The sequence below is a fragment of the Mesorhizobium sp. M0001 genome (genome assembly GCF_040324255.1).
Classification (GTDB): domain Bacteria; phylum Pseudomonadota; class Alphaproteobacteria; order Rhizobiales; family Rhizobiaceae; genus Mesorhizobium.
In genome coordinates, this window is sequence record NZ_JAMYVS010000004.1 from 97,298 (window position 1) to 114,226 (window position 16,929).

The window sequence follows — 16,929 nt, forward strand, 5'->3', positions numbered from 1 at the left end:
TCAGGCGGCCGCGTTGCAGGAGGGGTTGCCCGTTTGCCAGCGCGCAATGTCGGATCCGATGCGCGCGCCGAGCGGATCGTCCATCAGCGGACCGAACACGTCGACGCGGCTGGAATTGCCTTGCGCCTGGACGACCAGCAGCGGCTTGCCGCCATAATGCTTGGCCGGCACCAGCAGGAAGCGGGGCGTGCCGCTGAACGAATTCAGCTCATTGGCCATCTGATAGGATTTGAAGGCGGGATCCTTGCTGGCGATCCAGCATTTGTGGGCCGATATCGCTACCTGTTCCATGGCCAGCAGCGAAGCGCTCTTGCCCGTGGGGACCGGCGCGCTCTTCGGGCTGGACTGGCAGGACGCCAACGCCAAGCCGGCAGCAGCCAGGGGACCTAGGCGAACAATCGTCAGTCTCATGGTCAACCGCCCCCGCGTTTTGAAAGGAATTCGAAGAGATATCAGGCGGCGATGCCGAGTGCGCCTTCGAACAGCGCCCGGCCGTCACTGCCGCCATGCGCGGCCTCGATCAGGTTTTCCGGATGCGGCATCAGGCCGAGCACATTGCCCTTCTCGCTGATGATGCCGGCAATGTCGTTGATCGAGCCATTGGGATTGGTGCCTTCGGCATAGCGGAACACAACCTGTCCTTCGCCCTCGAGGCGCGCAAGCGTGTCGGCATCGGCGAAATAATTGCCGTCATGATGCGCAACCGGCGTGCGGATGATTTGGCCCGGCTGATAGCGGCGGGTGAACATGGTGTTGGCGTTGGCGATCTGCAGCTTCACCTCACGGCAAACGAATTTCAGCGAAGCATTGCGCATCAGCGCGCCGGGCAGCAGGCCGGCCTCGACCAGAATCTGGAACCCGTTGCAGACGCCAATGACCATGACGCCCTTGGCGGCCTTTTCAGCGACTGCCCGCATCACCGGCATCTGCGCGGCAATGGCGCCGCAGCGCAGATAATCGCCGAAGGAGAAGCCGCCGGGAATGGCGATCAGGTCGACATCGGGGATTTCAGTGTCGGTCTGCCAGACGGTCGCCGGCGCCTGCCCGGAAATCTTGGTCAGCGCCGCAATCATGTCGCGGTCGCGGTTGAGGCCGGGGAGAAGAACGACAGCTGATTTCATATCAAGCGATCTCCACCGCGTAATTCTCGATCACCGTATTCGCCAGCAGCTTGTCGCACATGGCTTTCAGATCGGCTTCAGCCTTGGCCTTGTCGGTCTCCGAGAGCTCGAGGTCGAAGACCTTGCCCTGCCGCACCTGGCCGACGCCGCCGAACCCCAGTCCGGACAGAGCGTGCTCTATGGCTTTTCCCTGCGGGTCGAGCACGCCGTTCTTGAGGGTGACGGTGATGCGGGCCTTGATCATGCTGGACAGGTTCCTGTTCGAAGACTTAGCAATTCCAGGAAAAGTGTGAAGCGGTTTTCCGTCCGGAATTGCGTCAAGAAATGAAGACTTAATGCGGCTTGCCTTTGAGGCCATCGGTCGAGGCGACGAGCACCGGGCCGGTCGGGCGCGGCGGCTCGTTCTCGTTCATGATGCCAAGGCGGCGGGCAACTTCCTGATAGGCTTCGACGAGGCCGCCCATATCGCGGCGGAAACGGTCCTTGTCGAGCTTGTCCTGCGTTGCCACGTCCCACAGCCGGCACGAATCCGGCGAGATCTCGTCGGCAACGACGATGCGCATCATGTCGCCCTCGAACAGGCGGCCGCATTCGATCTTGAAATCCACGAGCTGGATGCCGACACCCATGAACAGGCCGGAGAGGAAGTCGTTGACGCGGATGGCCAGCGCCATGACGTCGTCGATCTCCTGCGGGCTTGCCCAGCCGAAAGCGGTGATGTGCTCTTCCGACACCATCGGATCGTCGAGCGCATCGGCCTTGTAATAGAATTCGATGATCGAACGCGGCAGAACGGTGCCTTCCTCGATGCCGAGGCGCTTGGACAGCGAGCCGGCGGCGACATTGCGCACCACCACTTCGAGCGGAATGATCTCGACTTCCTTGATCAGCTGCTCGCGCATGTTGAGCCGGCGGATGAAGTGGGTCGGAATGCCCATGCGGTTCAGATGGTTGAAGATGTACTCGGAAATGCGGTTGTTGAGCACACCCTTGCCGTCGATGACCTCATGTTTCTTCTTGTTGAATGCGGTCGCATCATCTTTGAAGAACTGGATAAGCGTGCCCGGTTCCGGTCCCTCATAGAGGATCTTGGCCTTGCCTTCATAAATGCGGCGGCGATTTTTCATCTGATTTTTCTCTGGATTTGCGGGCAGGCGGCAAGCGACCAGTTCCTGTCCGTCTGCCTAAATTGGTGCGGCGACGGGTGGGGTTCAATGCCGGGTCTATCCCAATCACAGCGTTTGCTCAATCGGCAAATCCTTTCCATCGACCGCTTTCAGGAATGAAATGCCGCAGCGCAGCAAGTGATGTAGCATATTGACCGGCCCGCGCCCTTTTGGTTTGTGCTGCGGCAACACACATATCCATCGCCAACGCGAATCGATTTCATCGGAGGGAAGCCATGAGCAGCATGAAAGACCGCGAAGAGGGTTTTGAGCGCAAATTCGCCTTCGACGAAGAACTTCGCTTCAAGGCTTCCGCACGCCGCAACAAGGCGCTCGGTCTGTGGGCCGCCGAAAAGCTGGGCAAATCCGGCACTGACGCCGACGCCTATGCCAAGGAAGTTGTGGTTTCCGATATCGAGGAAGCCGGCGATCACGACGTATTCCGCAAGATCCGCAAGGATTTCGACGCCGCCGGCGTCGACCAGTCGGATCACCAGATCCGCCGCACCATGGACGAACTGATGGCGCAGGCGATCGAGCAGATCAAGAACACCTAGAGCGAGTAGCGCTGGACCAATCGACCGCCCGGTCCAGCCGGGCGGTTTTTCTTTGCCTTTTCAGCCTTTTCCGGCTGAAACTGTGCGTAGGCCTGTTACAAGGCTCTACCCAACGAGGAAAGCACCCATGTCCCTGAAGTCACGCCTGGCGGCGGATGAAACGCTGTTCACCGCCTGGTCCGGCGTTCCGGACGCTTTGACGGTCGAAATCATCGCCAAGCAGGGTTTTGACGCCGTCACCCTCGATATGCAGCATGGCGGACACCACGAAGACTCGGTCTTGCGCGGCCTGGTGCCGGTGCTGGCCGCCAACAAGCCGGCGCTGGTGCGCATTCCGGTCGGCCGCTTCGACATGGCCAGCCGCGCCCTCGATTTCGGTGCCGAGGCGGTGATTGCACCGATGGTGAATTCGGTGGCCGATGCAAAACTCTTTGCCGCGGCGATGAAATATCCGCCGATGGGCGAGCGCTCCTGGGGCCCGACCTATGCTTTTCCGCGCCATGGCAAAGGCGACCACGCCGAATGGCTGCGCGACACCAATCAACGCACCATGGCCTTTGCCATGGTCGAAACGCGCGCCGCACTCGATGCGCTGGACGGCATCCTCGACACGCCGGGCATTGACGGCATCTTCCTCGGCCCATCGGATTTCTCCATCGCCTGGTCGAATGGCGCCACCGTCAATTCGACGCTGGAAAGCATGATGGAAACCGTCGCCTCCATCGCCGAGCGGACGCGCAAGGCGGGCAAGCATGCGGCAATCTACGTCGTTGAGCCGGCGATTGCCGGCCGCGTCGTGGCGATGGGCTACCGGCTGCTGGCGATGGGCTCGGACCATGCGCTGATTTCGCTCGGCGCAAAGATACTCATCAAAAGCATGAACGATTCGATCAAGGGCTGAGGCGTGGTGCCTTGCCCGGTCAGGCCTTGAGGTCGGTCAGGAACTTGGCGAAGGTCATCGACCCTTCCGGCCACGGGCCGAAGCCGGCATCCTCATTGAGGTGACCGGTTTCGCCGGCATCGATGAACAGCGAACCCCAGGCGCCGGCAATGTCCTCGGCAACCTCGAAGGCGCAGAACGGATCGTTGCGGCTGGCGATGACGATGGACGGGAAGGGCAGCGGTTCGCGTGCATAGGGGCCAAAGGTCATCAGGTGACGCGGCCTTATCTCCGGGTTGGCGACGTCGGGCGGCGCGACAAAGAACGCACCGGCGACCGGCTTCCTGAACTGCGGAATGGCCTGCACCGCGGCCGCCACGCCCAGGGAATGGGCAACGATCACCACCGGCCGCTCGGCCTCGTTGACAGCGTTCGCCACGCTCGCCGTCCAGTCCTCGCGCACCGGCTTCGACCACTCCGCCTGCTCGACCCGGCGCGCCGTCGACAGTTTCGACTGCCAGCGTGTCTGCCAGTGTTGGGGGCCGGAATTGGTGTAGCCCGGCACGATCAGAATATCTGCGTCTTTGACTTTCATGGCGCTGAGATAGCGAGCGGCCGTGTCTCGTGCAACCCGCGCTGACGCATGCGGTGCATCACAATCGTGAACAACCTGTTCGATTCTTTCCATCTTGTGTGAACGATCAGGATCGACGATTTGAGGCAGGAAGAGATGGACAACAGAATAGACTGGTGGCGCGGCCTGGGATAACGCGCTGAACGGAGAGTTTTATGAGCGAACTGCCTTTTGCCGCGACGACCCCCGTCAGCGTGTCACGCGTGGGCCTGAAGGCGCGCGACGCCGAAGGACTTGCCGATTACTACCGGGCTGTTGTCGGCCTGCAGGAATTGAGCCGCGCCGATGGCGCCATCACGCTGGGCGCTGCCGAGCGCCCGCTGCTGGTCATCGAGCCTGACGCAGCGGCCAAGCCCGACGATCCGCGCAGCGCCGGCCTTTTCCACACCGCTTTCCTTCTGCCCAGCCGCGCCGATCTCGGCCGTTGGATAAACCATGCCGCCGCCAACAAGATCCGCATCGAGGGCGCCTCCGACCATCTGGTCAGCGAGGCTTTGTACCTGACCGACCCCGAAGGCAACGGCATTGAAGTCTATAGGGACCGTCTGCCGCAGGAGTGGAAGTGGAACGGCGACAAGATCGCCATGGCGACCGAGCGGCTGAATCTGGCCGCCGTGGTTGGCAGCGTGCCGGCCGGTGACGCCGGCTGGCAGGGCGCGCCGCAAAACAGCATTATCGGCCATGTCCATCTGCGCGTCGGCCGGCCGGAAGATGCCGAGGCCTGGTGGCACGACGAATTTGGCTTCGACACGGTCGCTAAGTATGGAGGGCAGGCGGTGTTCCTGTCGTCGGGAGGCTACCACCATCATATCGGTGGCAATTCGTGGCACAGCGCCGGTGCCGGCCGCCGCGATCCGTCCCGCTCGGGTCTGACCTGGGTCGAGATGCGCTCGGACAAGACAACCGCTGAAACCACTCGGGAAGATCCGTGGGGCACGGTTATCCGCACCGTGCCGGGCGCCGGCTGAGCGCCCGCTCGGTTCTTACAAGGAATTGGCGGCGTAGCCCGTCAGCAGCCCATGCGCCCAGCTGTCGAAGCCGGTGGCTGTCGCGCGGGTGGACGCCTCGGTCCAGTCATAATTGACCACGTGATGGCTGAACGACCATTGTCCGTCCTTGCGCGTAGCGAGGGCGTAGCGGGCATGCGGACTGCCGGTCACGGTCAGGCCGGGGAATGCCTGGACGCCGACGCTGCCCGGGTTGAGGATTGTCCGGTTGTCCGACAAGCGCACAACGCGCGGCGTATGTGTATGGCCGCACAAGATCAGCCCGGCGCCGGCGCTGCCCAGCTTGTGCCTGATCTGCTTTTCATTGGAGGGGTGGAAGTGGCTGCCTCCGTCTTCCTCGAGCAGGAACACGTCGTCGTCACTGGGGCTGCCATGGCAAAGCAGGATGTCCGGGGCAGGCGACAGGGTGACCGGCAAGGCCGAGAGCCAGGTCAGGGATGTCTCAGAGAGGCGTTGGTGGGTGAAAGCATCGACGTCTTCCAACCCGGAAGCAGGCGGCTCGACCAGCACACGGTCGTGATTGCCGCGCACGGTCGGCCAATTCTGCGCCATCAGATATTGCGCGGTTTCTTCAGGCCATAGCGGCCCGGAAAGACAATCGCCCAGATTGACGATTATGTCGGGAGAAGCGTCTTTGATCTGCGCATGAACCGCCTCAAGCGCGCGCAGATTCCCATGGATGTCGGAAAGGGCAGCCAGCCGCATGGAAGATCCTATCCGAAAACCCGCTTGAAGATCGTATCGACATGCTTGGTGTGATAGCCCAGGTCGAATTTCTCGCGGATCTCGGCTTCGGGCAGCGCTGCGGTGACTTCCTTGTCGGCCAACAATTCCTCAAGGAAATCAGCGCCATGTTCCCATACCTTCATGGCGTTGCGCTGCACCAGGCGGTAGGCATCCTCGCGGCTGACGCCGGCTTGCGTCAGCGCCAAAAGCACGCGCTGCGAATGCACAAGGCCACGGAACTTGTTCATGTTCTTCAGCATGTTGTCGGGATAGACCAGCAATTTGTCGATGACGCCGGTCAACCGCGACAGCGCGAAATCGAGTGTTACCGTGGCGTCCGGGCCGATCATTCGCTCGACCGAGGAATGCGAAATGTCGCGCTCGTGCCAGAGCGCGACATTCTCCATCGCCGGCAAGGCCATGGACCGCACCATGCGGGCAAGGCCGGTGAGGTTTTCGGTCAGCACCGGGTTGCGCTTGTGCGGCATTGCCGACGAGCCCTTCTGGCCCGGCGAAAAATACTCTTCCGCTTCCAGCACCTCGGTGCGCTGCAGATGGCGGATCTCGGTCGCCAGCCGCTCGACCGACGAGGCGATGACGCCGAGCGTGGCAAAGAACATGGCATGGCGGTCGCGAGGGATGACCTGCGTCGACACCGGCTCCGGCTTCAGCCCAAGCTTTTTCGCCACATGTTCTTCGACATAGGGATCGATGTTGGCGAAGGTGCCGATCGCGCCCGATATGGCGCAGGTGGCAATATCCTCTCGCGCGTGCACCAGCCGCTCGCGGCAGCGTGAGAACTCGGCATAGGCCTGCGCCAGCTTGACGCCGAACGTGGTCGGCTCGGCGTGGATGCCGTGGCTGCGGCCGATGGTGACGGTGTCCTTGTGCTCGAAGGCCCGGCGCTTCAGCGCGGCGAGCAGGCCGTCGAGGTCGGCCAGCAAAATATCGCTGGCGCGGCTGAGCTGCACCGCAAGGCAGGTGTCGAGAACATCCGATGAGGTCATGCCCTGGTGGATGAAACGCGCATCCGGCCCGACGAATTCGGCGAGATGGGTGAGGAAGGCGATTACGTCGTGCTTGGTCACGGCCTCGATCTCGTCGATCTTGCCGACGTCAAATTTTGCCGCATTGCCCCTTTCCCAGATGGTCTTGGCGGCTTCCCTGGGGATGACGCCGAGCTCAGCCAACGCATCGCAGGCATGGGCCTCGATTTCGAACCAGATGCGGAAGCGGGTTTCCGGCGACCAGATGGCGACCATTTCCGGCCGGGAATAGCGAGGGATCATCCGTCAGTCCTGATATGTCGGTGGTTAAGTGCGCCTCCTATCAGAGGCGGACCGAATGCTCAACGCTGCCGGCGTGCAAACCACACGCTGGCGGCGGCAAGCGCGATGAATCCGAGCGGAAAATAGAGCCTGATACCCAGCACCACGAACTGGTAGAGCGCCGTCAGCGAGGTGAAGACCAGTTCGAACGCCCACCGGGCGGTGAAGGCCTCCGCGTGCCATTCGGCATAGTAGGAGCGGTATTGCAGCGCAAACAACCCGCCGGTGAAGGCGAGCGTCGTGGCAAGCAGGCAGACGAAGGCGGCGGCGAACGCCACCTCCCAATGCCGGTCGAGCGAGACCAGCCGCGCCGCGAACAACCCGACGGGAAAGGCCAATGCCGCGCCGGTCGCAAACAGCAGGGCGACGAAGCGGATCTTTTCCGGGGTCTCCCAATTGTCGAGCCAAAGACCGGTCAGCGCGCTGGCGCCCATGGCCATCGCCCACAGCAAGGCGCCGACAAGCGCCGTGCCCGTCGCTGGTACGGCGCGGCTGACGCGTTTTCCGGCGCGCTTGCGCCAGCTGGATTGATCGAGCGCAGTCACAGGCGTCCGGTCACGGCGATCCAGCGAAAATCCGGCCCTTCGAAGCCGTATTGGCGCACCGCGATCAGCACCGCATAGGCGCTGATGCTGTCCATCGAGAACGTCTGCACCGCGCCGATCCTGTAGCCGTTCGGGCAGCCACGGCTTTTCGGGATCGATTTATCCTCATGCAGCAGATGGGTCTGGCCGCCATCCCTGGCCTCGATCCGCAGCAAGCGAAAACCGTTGATCTCGCCCTGGCTCTGGCAGCTTTCGGTGTCGTTCATGCCGATCTCGTCGAGCCGGAATTCCAGCGGCGGGTCGACCGGCGAAAAGATCGGCCGTGGGTTGACCACCATGCGGAACGGGTCGGCCGACAATTCGGTCACCGGGTTGAAGCCGGCGGTGATGCCGCGGTTGGCGGTAAGCTCGGCCTGGGCAATGATTGCTTCGCCTTTTTGCCTGGCTTGCTGACGGGCCGTCTCGAGCGAGGCGGTCTCATCCTTCAGCCGGACCCGGATTGGCGTGCCCTTCAGGAACGTGTCGTCGGCGGTGTTGATGTAGTAGCGATTGGCATAGGGAAAGCCCGAACCGTCTGCCACACCATATTCCTCGAAGGTGAAGACGCTGCCATCCTTGCTGAAGCCGAGGATTTCAAGCTCGGCGACATCGCCCGCTCGGGCGGCCATGGCGGATGCCAGATGGACCAGCAGGCAAACGCCAATCAGGACGAGATTTCGCATCGGGGTTCCGCTCCGCCTGCCTGGTTCGATCGTTCCCTATCACGAGACAGTCAAAACATCGTGCTATTCGAAAGGCGATGCATCCAATTTCGCCTCTGTTTGTTATCGTCGATCGTTTTCAAAAGGAGAACACCCCATGACTGAGGCCAGCAAGATTCGCGAGCATATGGAAGTGGTCGGCGCCGACGGCGTTCACATCGGCACCGTCGACAGGGTCGATGGCGAGCGGATCAAGTTGACCAAGGCCGACAGCGGCGAGGGCGCCCATCAGGGGCATCACCACTACATTCCCTTGAGCCTGCTTGCCGAGGTCGAGGGCCAGAAAGTCTGGCTGTCGGCGAATTCGGATGTCGCGGTCAGCTTCGAGGAAGAGGAGTCCGACCCGACCTGACTGAAAGTCAGCGCGACGACCACACCGGAAACAGATCGCCATCGGCCGGCGTCGCGGCATGGATGCCGCGGCTGATGGCGCGCGCCATGGTGGCGCCGGCGGCGGCAAAGAAATCGACGGCATCGTCGGCGCTGAGTTCTATGCCGCTCTTCCCCGTCGCCAGCGCGAACACCAGATCGCCGTCAGCCGGCGTGTGCACGGGCCAGATGGCGCGCACGAAGCCGTCATGCGCTGAAATGGCCAGCCGCTTGGCTGCCGCCTTGGTCAGCACGGCGTCGGTGGCGATGACGGCGATGGTGGTGTTGCCACCGGCCTCGGCTTGTCCACCGACACGCTTGTCGCGGTATTTCAACAGGATCCGCCTGGCATCGTCCGGCATTGGCGAGGGATAGCCGAGCCCGCCGAACTCATCGCCGATCTCGAAGGGCGCCGCCCAGAAATAGCGTGTACGGGCAATCGTCACCGAGCCGGTCGGGTTGGCGGCGGCGAGCGCGCCGATGGTGACGCCGCTGTCGAGCACAGTCGAGGCAGAGCCAAGGCCGCCCTTCAGCCCGGAACTCAGCGCCCCGGTGCCGGCGCCGATTGTGCCGAGCGGAAAGTCGACTGTTGCCGCCTGGGCGGCTTGGTAGCCGAGGTCGCGGTAGGGAGGATAACGGCCCCAATCCTTGTCGCCGCCATTGCGCAGGTCGAACAGGATCGCCGCCGGCACGATCGGCACGCGAAAGCCGCCGACATCGATGCCTATGCCGTTTTCACGCAACGCCGCCTGCACCCCCGATGCGGCGTCGAGGCCGAAGGCCGAGCCGCCCGACAGCACGACGGCATGAACCGCCTCGATGGAATTGTGCGGTTCGAGCAGGTCGGTCTCGCGCGTGCCCGGCGCGCCGCCGAGGATCTGCACGCCACCGACCGCCGGTTCATCGCACAGCACGGTCGTGACGCCCGATTTCAACCTTGCGTCCGACGCGTTGCCGACGCGCAGGCCGGCGACATCGGTGATCAGATTGCGCGGCCCGGTGCGAAACATCAATTCTTCTCCGCCGGCACGAAATGCGTCCCGTCGAAGCGGAAGGCGCGATAGAGGTTTTGGCTCAGATCGCCTTTGTCGTCGAACCGCAGCGGGCCGATCGCGGTGGTGAAATCATGCCCGGTTAGCGCGTCGGCCAGCCCCTTGCCCGAGGTCTCGGGCGCGGCCGAGGCCGCCTTGGCAATCTCCACCGCCGCGTAGGCCGGCAAGGCATAGCCATCCGGCGCGATGTTTTTGGCCGTAAACGCCGCCAGCACCTTGGGATCGGCGACATCGGCCCATTCCGGCGGCGCGATCATCAGCGTGCCGATGGCGTAAGGCACATCGCCGGGTGGCGTGCGCAAATTCTCGCCGCCGGCAAAGACGATGCCGGCCTCGAGCTGGCCGGCGTCGCGGCCCATAATGGCGATGTCGTCGCCGTCGCCACCGGCAAAGACATGCGTCGCGCCTGATTTCTTCAGCCGGCCGATCAGCCCGATCTGGTTGTCGAGCTGGGGCCGGAACGTGTCTGTGAAGACCGGCTTCAGCGCCGCCTGTTCGGCCGCTGCGCGCAGCGTCTCGGCGATTTCGCGGCCATAGATGGTGCCGTCATCGACGATGGCGAACAATTCGCTCTGCCACAGCCGGGTCAGGATGGCGGCCACCGCATTGCGCTCGTCGTCGCCGCGTGGCCCCAGCCGGTAGACCGGCCAGCCGGTTTTGGCGCGGCGGTCGGTCAGGCTTTCGGTGCGCACGCCAACGGTGATGACCGGTATGTCAGCGTCCTTGAGGATCGGCAGCGCCGCCTGGATCGCCTCGGTGCAGAGGAAGCCGACGACGATATCGACCTTCGCAGCGGCGAATTCCCTGGCGGCGGCAGCCCCGCCATCGGCGGTGCAGGCATCGTCGACCGTCTTGATCTCGGCGCTGTTGGCTTCTGCTGCCAGGGCAGCACCCGCCTCGATCTGCTTGCCCAGGATCGCCGACGGACCGGACAGGGGCGCGGCGACGCCGACAAGCAGCGTCTGCGCGCCGGCGCTTGCCGGCAGCAGCCAGAGCAGTGCCGCTATTACAGCTGTTGGGGGTCGCATTCTGACGACGAATTCCTCCGTGCCGGTCGCATGCTTCCAGCGTCTCTTCCGCCAAGACCTAAAGGCTGCCCGTCCCAGGCGCAACACGGGAATTTGCGGATTGGCGTCAACCACTTCGCTTGTGGCCTATTGTGTGCCGCCATATATAACGCTTGGATTCCCGCTTATGGAAAATCATCGGTGTTGAAGTTGAACGACATAGGGCCTCAGGCCTATCGCGACGCGATGGCGCATTTTGCCGGCCACGTCCATGTGGTGACCACCGACGGGCCCGCCGGCAAACGCGGCACGACGGTGATTGCGGCCTGTTCGGTGTCGGACACGCCGCCGACGGTTCTCGTCTGTCTCAACCGCGAGAATGCCAAGAACGAGCTCTTCGTGCAAAACGGCCGGTTTGCGCTGAACACGCTGGCTTCGCACCAGCAGCCCCTATCGGTGGCGTTTTCAGGCCTGACCGGGCTGTCTGCCGATGAGCGTTTCGGGCTTGGCGAGTGGGATGTCATATCGACGGGCGCGCCTACCCTGAAGGGCGCTCTTGCGGTTTTCGACTGCGAATTGATGGACACCAAGGATCTCGCCACCCATCGTGTGCTTTTTGGCAAGGTGACAGGCCTGCGCATGGGCGATAATTTGCGGCCGCTGATCTACCACGCCCGCGACTACCACGTGCTGCAGAGCGGAGCAGAGGCGGCAACGGAGAAAGAATGACCGAGCTGAAACCGCGCCCCGCGCCGCGGACGATCGACGAAACGCTCGATCTCCTGACCGGCGCGGACTATGTCGCGGACCGCTCGCTCGCAACGGTGCTGTTCCTGTCGCTGCGCATGCAGCGGCCGCTCTTCCTCGAGGGCGAGGCCGGCGTCGGCAAGACCGAGATCGCCAAGGTGCTGGCGCAGGCACTCGGCCGCCGGCTGATCCGCCTGCAATGCTATGAAGGGCTCGACGTCTCGTCCGCTGTCTATGAGTGGAATTACGCCGCGCAGATGATAGAGATCCGCATGGAGGAGGCGGCAGGCTCGGTCGACCGCTCCGACATGGAGCGCAATGTCTTTTCCGAAAAATACCTGATCCGCCGGCCGGTGCTCGATGCGCTGACCGGCAAGGCGGGTGCGGCCCCGGTGTTCCTGATCGACGAGCTCGACCGCACCGACGAAGCCTTCGAGGCGTTCCTGCTCGAAATCCTGTCCGATTTCCAGGTGACGGTGCCCGAGCTTGGCACGATCAAGGCGGAGGAGCCGCCGATCGTCATCATCACCACCAACCGCACCCGCGAAATCCACGACGCGCTGAAGCGGCGCTGCCTCTATCACTGGGTCGATTATCCCAATGCCGAGCGCGAGCTGGAGATCGTGCGGCGCAAGGTGCCGCAGGCCAACAGCCGGCTTTCGGCCGAAGTGGTGTCGTTCATCCAGAAGCTGCGCCAAGTCGAACTATTCAAGGCGCCGGGCGTTGCCGAGACCATCGACTGGGCCGGCGCGCTGACCGAACTCGACAAGGTGGCGCTCGATCCCGAAACCGTCTCCGACACGATCGGCGTTTTGCTGAAATACCAGGACGACATTGCCCGCATCGGCGCGGGCGAGGGCCGGCGCATCCTCGATGAGGTCAAGGCCGAACTGGCGGCGGCGGAGTAGGGCAGTGAAGGCGCCGGGTGCTTACCCCAAAGAGACCGAACCCAGAGAGGCGACGGAAGACGGGCGCATCGCCGACAACATCGTCTATTTCGCCCGCACCTTGCGCAAATCCGGCATGCGGGTCGGGCCGGCTTCGGTCAAGGATGGGATCGAGGCGGTGCTGGCAGCCGGCATCGGTTCGCGCGACGATTTCTACTGGACGCTGCATGCCGTGCTGGTGTCGCGGCACGAGGATCACCCTGTTTTCGACGAAGCCTTCCGGCTGTTCTGGAAATCGCGCGAGCTGATCGAGAAACTTCTGGTGATGTTCTCGCCGGTGGCGCCCGACACCAGGGAGAAGCAAAAGCCGCGCGCGGCAGAAAACCGCGTCAGCCAGGCCATGTTCGAAGGCCACGAGAAGAATCGGCCGGTCAGGGAAATCCCGGAGATCGAAGTCGACGCCCGGCTAACCTTCTCCGGGAATGAAGTGCTGCGCGGCAAGGACTTTGCCCAGATGAATGCCGACGAGATGGCAGACGCCAAGAAGGCGATTGCCCGGCTGCGGCTGCCGTTCGACATGGTCCGTACCCGACGCTTCAAGGCAGACCTGCATGGCCGCCGTATCGATCCACGCGCCATGATGCGCTCGGCCGCGCGCACCGGCGGCGAACTGATCCTGCCGAAATTCCGCTCAGCCCGCGAAGTGCATCCGCCGCTGGTGGTTCTCGCCGATATCTCCGGTTCGATGAGCCAGTACACGCGCATCTTCCTGCACTTTCTGCATGCGCTGACCGAAAAACGGCGGCGCGTGCACACCTTCGTCTTCGGCACGCGGCTGACCAATCTCACGCGGCAGATGCGCCATCGCGACCCCGATGCCGCCCTTGCCGACTGCTCGGCGGCGGTGAAGGACTGGTCGGGCGGCACCCGCATCGGCGATACGCTGGCGGAGTTCAACAAGCACTGGTCACGCCGCGTGCTCGGGCAGGGTGCGGTGGTGCTGCTGATCACCGACGGGCTGGAGCGCGACGATGTCGCCGGCCTGTCGGAGGAGATGGATCGCCTGCACAAATCCTGCCGGCGGCTGATCTGGCTGAATCCCCTATTGCGCTTCGACGGTTTCGAGGCCCGCGCCCGCGGCGTCAGAGCGATGCTGCCTCATGTCGACGAGTTCCGCTCGGTACACAATCTCGATGCGCTGGCCGACCTCTGCGCCTCGCTGGACAAGAAATCCGCCGCTTCGGTCGATCCGCGTCGCTGGCTGGACGCTGGTGTCAGGCGCGCCGCATAGCCATATTGGATTCCGAAAACAGGCTCCCAGAGAAAAACAGACTTTGAGGCAAGCGATCATGGACAACAGCATCTATCTCGATGAGGCCCGCGACCCCTTGATCATCGCGGAAGGCTGGATGAAGGACGGCAAGGATGTCGCCATCGCCACTGTGGTCGAGACCTGGGGTTCGGCGCCGAGGCCGGTTGGCAGTCATCTGGTCATCGACGCCGAAGGCAATTTCCACGGCTCGGTCTCGGGCGGCTGCGTCGAGGGCGCCGTGGTAAGCGAGGCGATCGACGTCATCGATAGCGGCAAGGCCAAAATGCTGGAGTTCGGCGTTGCCGACGAAACCGCCTGGCAGGTCGGCCTGTCCTGCGGCGGCCGCATCAAGGTCTATGTGGAGCGGCTTGGTTAGGCATGGATCCCTACGCTCTCAAAACGCTCAATGCCGAACGCCGGGCCCGCCGCGCCGCGATCCTGGTCACCGATCTCGGCGACGGCCGCGACCGCATCGTGCGCGAAGGCGACCAGGTTGCCGGCGATCTCGGGCAAGCGATCGCCAAGGCATTTCGCACCGGCAATTCCGGTTCGGTCGAGGCTGAAGGGCGCACCTTCTTCCTCAACGCGCATTTGCCGCAGCCGCGCCTGGTGGTAGTCGGCGCCGTCCATATCAGTCAGGCGCTGGCGCCGATGGCCAGGATCGCCGGCTATCCCCTGGAGATCGTCGATCCGCGCACCGCCTTCGCCACCCCGGACCGTTTTCCCGATGTAGCACTCCATGCCGAATGGCCGGAGGATGTGCTGAAACGCCAGCCGCTCGACAGCTATACGGCGCTCGCCGCCGTAACCCATGATCCGAAGATCGACGATTTCGCACTGAAGGCCGCGCTCGACGCCAACTGTTTCTATGTCGGCGCACTCGGCAGCCGCAAAACACACGCCAGGCGCGTCGAGCGCCTGCTGGCGCTCGGCGCCAGCGCCGACCAGATCGCCCGCATCCACGCACCGATCGGTATCGACATTGGCGCGGCGAGCCCGGCCGAGATCGCCGTCGCCATCCTGGCGCAGACGATCCACGCCTTTCGCTCGCGCGGGCTGGAATCGAAAGGCGCTGCGGCGTGAGATTCGGTCCGGTTCCAATCGACAAGGCGCAAGGCGCGGTGCTGGCGCATGCCACGACGGCGGGCGAGCGGCGTTTCCGCAAGGCGCACAGGCTGAGCACGCAGGACGTGGCGGTGCTGAAGGCGGCCGGCATTACCGAGATCGTCGTGGCGGTGCTTGCCGCCGATGACCTCAGCGAGGATGCGGCGGCCGAAAAGATTGCTGCCAGCATGGCCCACCGCAACATAGAGGCAAAACCGGCCGCGACCGGCCGCGTCAACCTCCATGCCAAGGCCGCCGGTCTCTTCACCGTCGATGCCGCCATGATCGACGCCATCAATGCGGTCGACCCGACCATCACCATCGCCACGCTGGCGCAGCACGCGCCGGTTGAGCAGGGCCAGATGGTGGCGACGGTCAAGATCATCCCGTTCGCCGTTGCCTCGGCCCTTGTCGATGCGGTGACAAAGATCTGCGCCGGCGGCGAGATCTTCGCCGTCAACGCCTACCATCCGGTGCGCATCGGCGTCATCCAGACGGTGCTGCCCGGCATCAAGGCGAGCGTGCTCGACAAGACGCTACGCGTCACCGAAGCGCGGCTGGCACGCTCCGGCGGCCGGCTGACGACGGAGCGCCGCACGCCGCACGAAATTGCGCCCGTCGCCGAGGCCGCCGCCGCGCTGGCGCGCGACAACGACATGGTGGTGATCTTCGGCGCCTCGGCGATGAGCGATTTCAACGATGTCGTTCCGGCGGCGATCGAGGCAGCAGGTGGCACGGTGATCCGCGCGGGCATGCCCGTCGATCCCGGCAATCTGCTGGTGCTGGGCACGCTCGACGGCAAGCGCGTCATCGGCGCGCCCGGTTGCGCCCGCAGCCCCAAGGAGAACGGTTTCGATTGGGTGCTCGACAGGCTGATCGCCGGTCTCGACGTCACCGCCAAGGACATCGCCGGCATGGGCGTTGGCGGCCTCTTGATGGAAATCCCGACCCGGCCGCAGCCGCGCGAGCCGCTGCCGGCGAGAGCCGGGCTGAAGGTCGAGATCGTGCTTCTGGCCGCCGGTCGCTCCAGCCGCATGGGCGGGCCGAACAAGCTTCTGGCGCTGTTCGACGGCAAACCGCTGGTGCGCCGGACAGTCGAGCGCGCACTGGCCTCGAAGGCAACCAGCACCGTTGTCGTCACCGGCCACCAGCGTGAGCGGGTGCACCAAGCCTTGACCGGCCTCGACGTGATCTTCGCCGACAATCCGGATTTTGCCGACGGCCTTTCCTCGTCTCTAAAAGCCGGCATTGCCCGCGTTGGAGCCGAGGCGGCCGGCGCCATGATCGTCCTCGGCGACATGCCGGGTATCTCATCGGCCGATCTCGACCGGTTGATCGAGGCCTTCCGTAGGGACGGCGGCCGCTCAGTGGTGCGTGCCGCCCATGACGGCCGCCGCGGCAATCCGGTGCTGCTGCCACGCGCGCTGTTTGGAGGCATCGCTCACCTCGAGGGCGACACCGGCGCCCGCCATCTGGTCGAGGCCGAGGGACTGGATGTCATCGACGTCGAGATCGGCGACGGCGCGTCGATCGATGTCGACACCCGTGAGGCGCTGGAAGACGCCGGCGGCGTGCTGCAGGATTGACAAAGCGAAGCCGAAAAACGCATGCCTTTAGCATGGCTCTCTCTTTACTTGCCTCAGCGCTTCTACCCCCCTCTGGCCTGCCGGCCATCTCCCCCTCAAGGGGGGAGATCAGCAGCCTCGATGGCGGCGTCTATCCTGCA

22 protein-coding genes are annotated in these 16,929 nt (G+C 63.9%); 10 read left to right on the forward strand and 12 right to left on the reverse strand.

Features of this window, described 5'->3' with window-relative positions; all coding sequences use genetic code 11:
- The 5 genes from NKK50_RS13255 to NKK50_RS13275 all read right to left on the reverse strand — a co-directional run bounded on the left by NKK50_RS13255 (window position 1) and on the right by NKK50_RS13275 (window position 2,476).
- Window positions 1–411: a hypothetical protein gene (locus NKK50_RS13255; RefSeq protein ID WP_023669094.1), complete on the reverse strand. Its 411-nt coding sequence runs from the start codon at window positions 409–411 to the stop codon at window positions 1–3.
- 41 nt (window positions 412–452) lie between these two features.
- Window positions 453–1,121 carry a phosphoribosylformylglycinamidine synthase subunit PurQ gene (gene purQ, locus NKK50_RS13260; RefSeq protein ID WP_352543540.1) on the reverse strand — a complete coding sequence of 223 codons (669 nt, stop codon included), beginning with the start codon at window positions 1,119–1,121 and terminating at the stop codon, window positions 453–455.
- Between the two features lies 1 nt (window position 1,122).
- Window positions 1,123–1,365: a phosphoribosylformylglycinamidine synthase subunit PurS gene (gene purS, locus NKK50_RS13265; protein ID WP_023669092.1), complete on the reverse strand. Its 243-nt coding sequence runs from the start codon at window positions 1,363–1,365 to the stop codon at window positions 1,123–1,125.
- Window positions 1,366–1,453: 88 nt separating this feature from the next.
- Complete coding sequence (gene purC, locus NKK50_RS13270) at window positions 1,454–2,248, reverse strand: phosphoribosylaminoimidazolesuccinocarboxamide synthase (RefSeq protein WP_013532127.1); 795 nt, start codon at window positions 2,246–2,248, stop codon at window positions 1,454–1,456.
- A gap of 105 nt (window positions 2,249–2,353) precedes the next feature.
- Window positions 2,354–2,476, reverse strand: a complete 123-nt coding sequence (locus NKK50_RS13275) for a hypothetical protein (RefSeq protein ID WP_280790911.1) — start codon at window positions 2,474–2,476, stop codon at window positions 2,354–2,356.
- Window positions 2,477–2,523: 47 nt separating this feature from the next.
- On the opposite strand from NKK50_RS13275, the gene NKK50_RS13280 reads away from it, so the two are divergent.
- A complete protein-coding gene (locus NKK50_RS13280) occupies window positions 2,524–2,844 on the forward strand; it encodes a DUF1476 domain-containing protein (RefSeq protein WP_023669091.1) in 321 nt (106 codons plus the stop codon).
- A gap of 127 nt (window positions 2,845–2,971) precedes the next feature.
- Entirely contained in the window at window positions 2,972–3,745 is a 774-nt protein-coding gene (locus NKK50_RS13285) for an HpcH/HpaI aldolase family protein (RefSeq protein ID WP_023669090.1), read from the forward strand.
- Window positions 3,746–3,764: 19 nt separating this feature from the next.
- Here NKK50_RS13285 and NKK50_RS13290 read toward each other — a convergent pair whose 3' ends face one another.
- Complete coding sequence (locus NKK50_RS13290) at window positions 3,765–4,319, reverse strand: RBBP9/YdeN family alpha/beta hydrolase (RefSeq protein ID WP_023694132.1); 555 nt, start codon at window positions 4,317–4,319, stop codon at window positions 3,765–3,767.
- A gap of 194 nt (window positions 4,320–4,513) precedes the next feature.
- Here NKK50_RS13290 and NKK50_RS13295 point away from each other — a divergent pair, with 194 nt between their 5' ends.
- Window positions 4,514–5,326, forward strand: coding sequence for a VOC family protein (locus tag NKK50_RS13295; protein WP_352543541.1), 813 nt, complete (start codon window positions 4,514–4,516; stop codon window positions 5,324–5,326).
- A gap of 15 nt (window positions 5,327–5,341) precedes the next feature.
- Here the strand turns inward: NKK50_RS13295 and NKK50_RS13300 are convergent, their stop codons facing one another.
- From NKK50_RS13300 to NKK50_RS13315, 4 genes are all read right to left on the reverse strand, one after another.
- Complete coding sequence (locus tag NKK50_RS13300; RefSeq protein ID WP_023834163.1) at window positions 5,342–6,070, reverse strand: metallophosphoesterase family protein; 729 nt, start codon at window positions 6,068–6,070, stop codon at window positions 5,342–5,344.
- A gap of 8 nt (window positions 6,071–6,078) precedes the next feature.
- Window positions 6,079–7,380: an adenylosuccinate lyase gene (gene purB / locus NKK50_RS13305; RefSeq protein ID WP_023834162.1), complete on the reverse strand. Its 1,302-nt coding sequence runs from the start codon at window positions 7,378–7,380 to the stop codon at window positions 6,079–6,081.
- 59 nt (window positions 7,381–7,439) lie between these two features.
- Window positions 7,440–7,859, reverse strand: a complete 420-nt coding sequence (locus NKK50_RS13310; protein WP_245261990.1) for a hypothetical protein — start codon at window positions 7,857–7,859, stop codon at window positions 7,440–7,442.
- 101 nt (window positions 7,860–7,960) lie between these two features.
- Window positions 7,961–8,686, reverse strand: coding sequence for a DUF2259 domain-containing protein (locus tag NKK50_RS13315; RefSeq protein WP_023745980.1), 726 nt, complete (start codon window positions 8,684–8,686; stop codon window positions 7,961–7,963).
- Window positions 8,687–8,822: 136 nt separating this feature from the next.
- Between NKK50_RS13315 and NKK50_RS13320 the strand changes: the two genes are divergently transcribed.
- On the forward strand, window positions 8,823–9,077 hold the full coding sequence (locus NKK50_RS13320; protein WP_023669083.1) for a DUF2171 domain-containing protein: 255 nt from the start codon (window positions 8,823–8,825) through the stop codon (window positions 9,075–9,077).
- 7 nt (window positions 9,078–9,084) lie between these two features.
- Here NKK50_RS13320 and NKK50_RS13325 read toward each other — a convergent pair whose 3' ends face one another.
- Both NKK50_RS13325 and NKK50_RS13330 read right to left on the reverse strand, forming a co-directional pair.
- Complete coding sequence (locus NKK50_RS13325) at window positions 9,085–10,104, reverse strand: P1 family peptidase (RefSeq protein ID WP_023745981.1); 1,020 nt, start codon at window positions 10,102–10,104, stop codon at window positions 9,085–9,087.
- On the reverse strand, window positions 10,104–11,174 hold the full coding sequence (locus tag NKK50_RS13330) for a branched-chain amino acid ABC transporter substrate-binding protein (protein WP_023745982.1): 1,071 nt from the start codon (window positions 11,172–11,174) through the stop codon (window positions 10,104–10,106). The genes NKK50_RS13325 and NKK50_RS13330 overlap by 1 nt, the downstream gene beginning before the upstream one ends.
- Window positions 11,175–11,354: 180 nt before the next feature.
- Here NKK50_RS13330 and NKK50_RS13335 point away from each other — a divergent pair, with 180 nt between their 5' ends.
- The 6 genes from NKK50_RS13335 to NKK50_RS13360 are packed head-to-tail and all read left to right on the forward strand — an operon-like array spanning window position 11,355 to window position 16,789.
- Window positions 11,355–11,882, forward strand: a complete 528-nt coding sequence (locus NKK50_RS13335; RefSeq protein ID WP_023834161.1) for a flavin reductase — start codon at window positions 11,355–11,357, stop codon at window positions 11,880–11,882.
- Complete coding sequence (locus NKK50_RS13340; RefSeq protein ID WP_023711480.1) at window positions 11,879–12,808, forward strand: AAA family ATPase; 930 nt, start codon at window positions 11,879–11,881, stop codon at window positions 12,806–12,808. Before NKK50_RS13335 ends, NKK50_RS13340 begins: the two co-directional genes overlap by 4 nt.
- 4 nt (window positions 12,809–12,812) lie before the next feature.
- Window positions 12,813–14,078 (forward strand): vWA domain-containing protein, encoded by a 1,266-nt coding sequence (locus NKK50_RS13345; RefSeq protein ID WP_023834160.1) that lies wholly within the window; start codon window positions 12,813–12,815, stop codon window positions 14,076–14,078.
- Between the two features lie 58 nt (window positions 14,079–14,136).
- Window positions 14,137–14,475: an XdhC family protein gene (locus NKK50_RS13350; RefSeq protein WP_023734542.1), complete on the forward strand. Its 339-nt coding sequence runs from the start codon at window positions 14,137–14,139 to the stop codon at window positions 14,473–14,475.
- Between the two features lie 2 nt (window positions 14,476–14,477).
- Complete coding sequence (locus NKK50_RS13355; RefSeq protein ID WP_023745984.1) at window positions 14,478–15,182, forward strand: XdhC family protein; 705 nt, start codon at window positions 14,478–14,480, stop codon at window positions 15,180–15,182.
- A complete protein-coding gene (locus NKK50_RS13360) occupies window positions 15,179–16,789 on the forward strand; it encodes an NTP transferase domain-containing protein (protein ID WP_023736529.1) in 1,611 nt (536 codons plus the stop codon). Before NKK50_RS13355 ends, NKK50_RS13360 begins: the two co-directional genes overlap by 4 nt.
- The last annotated feature ends 140 nt before the right edge of the window (window positions 16,790–16,929 follow it).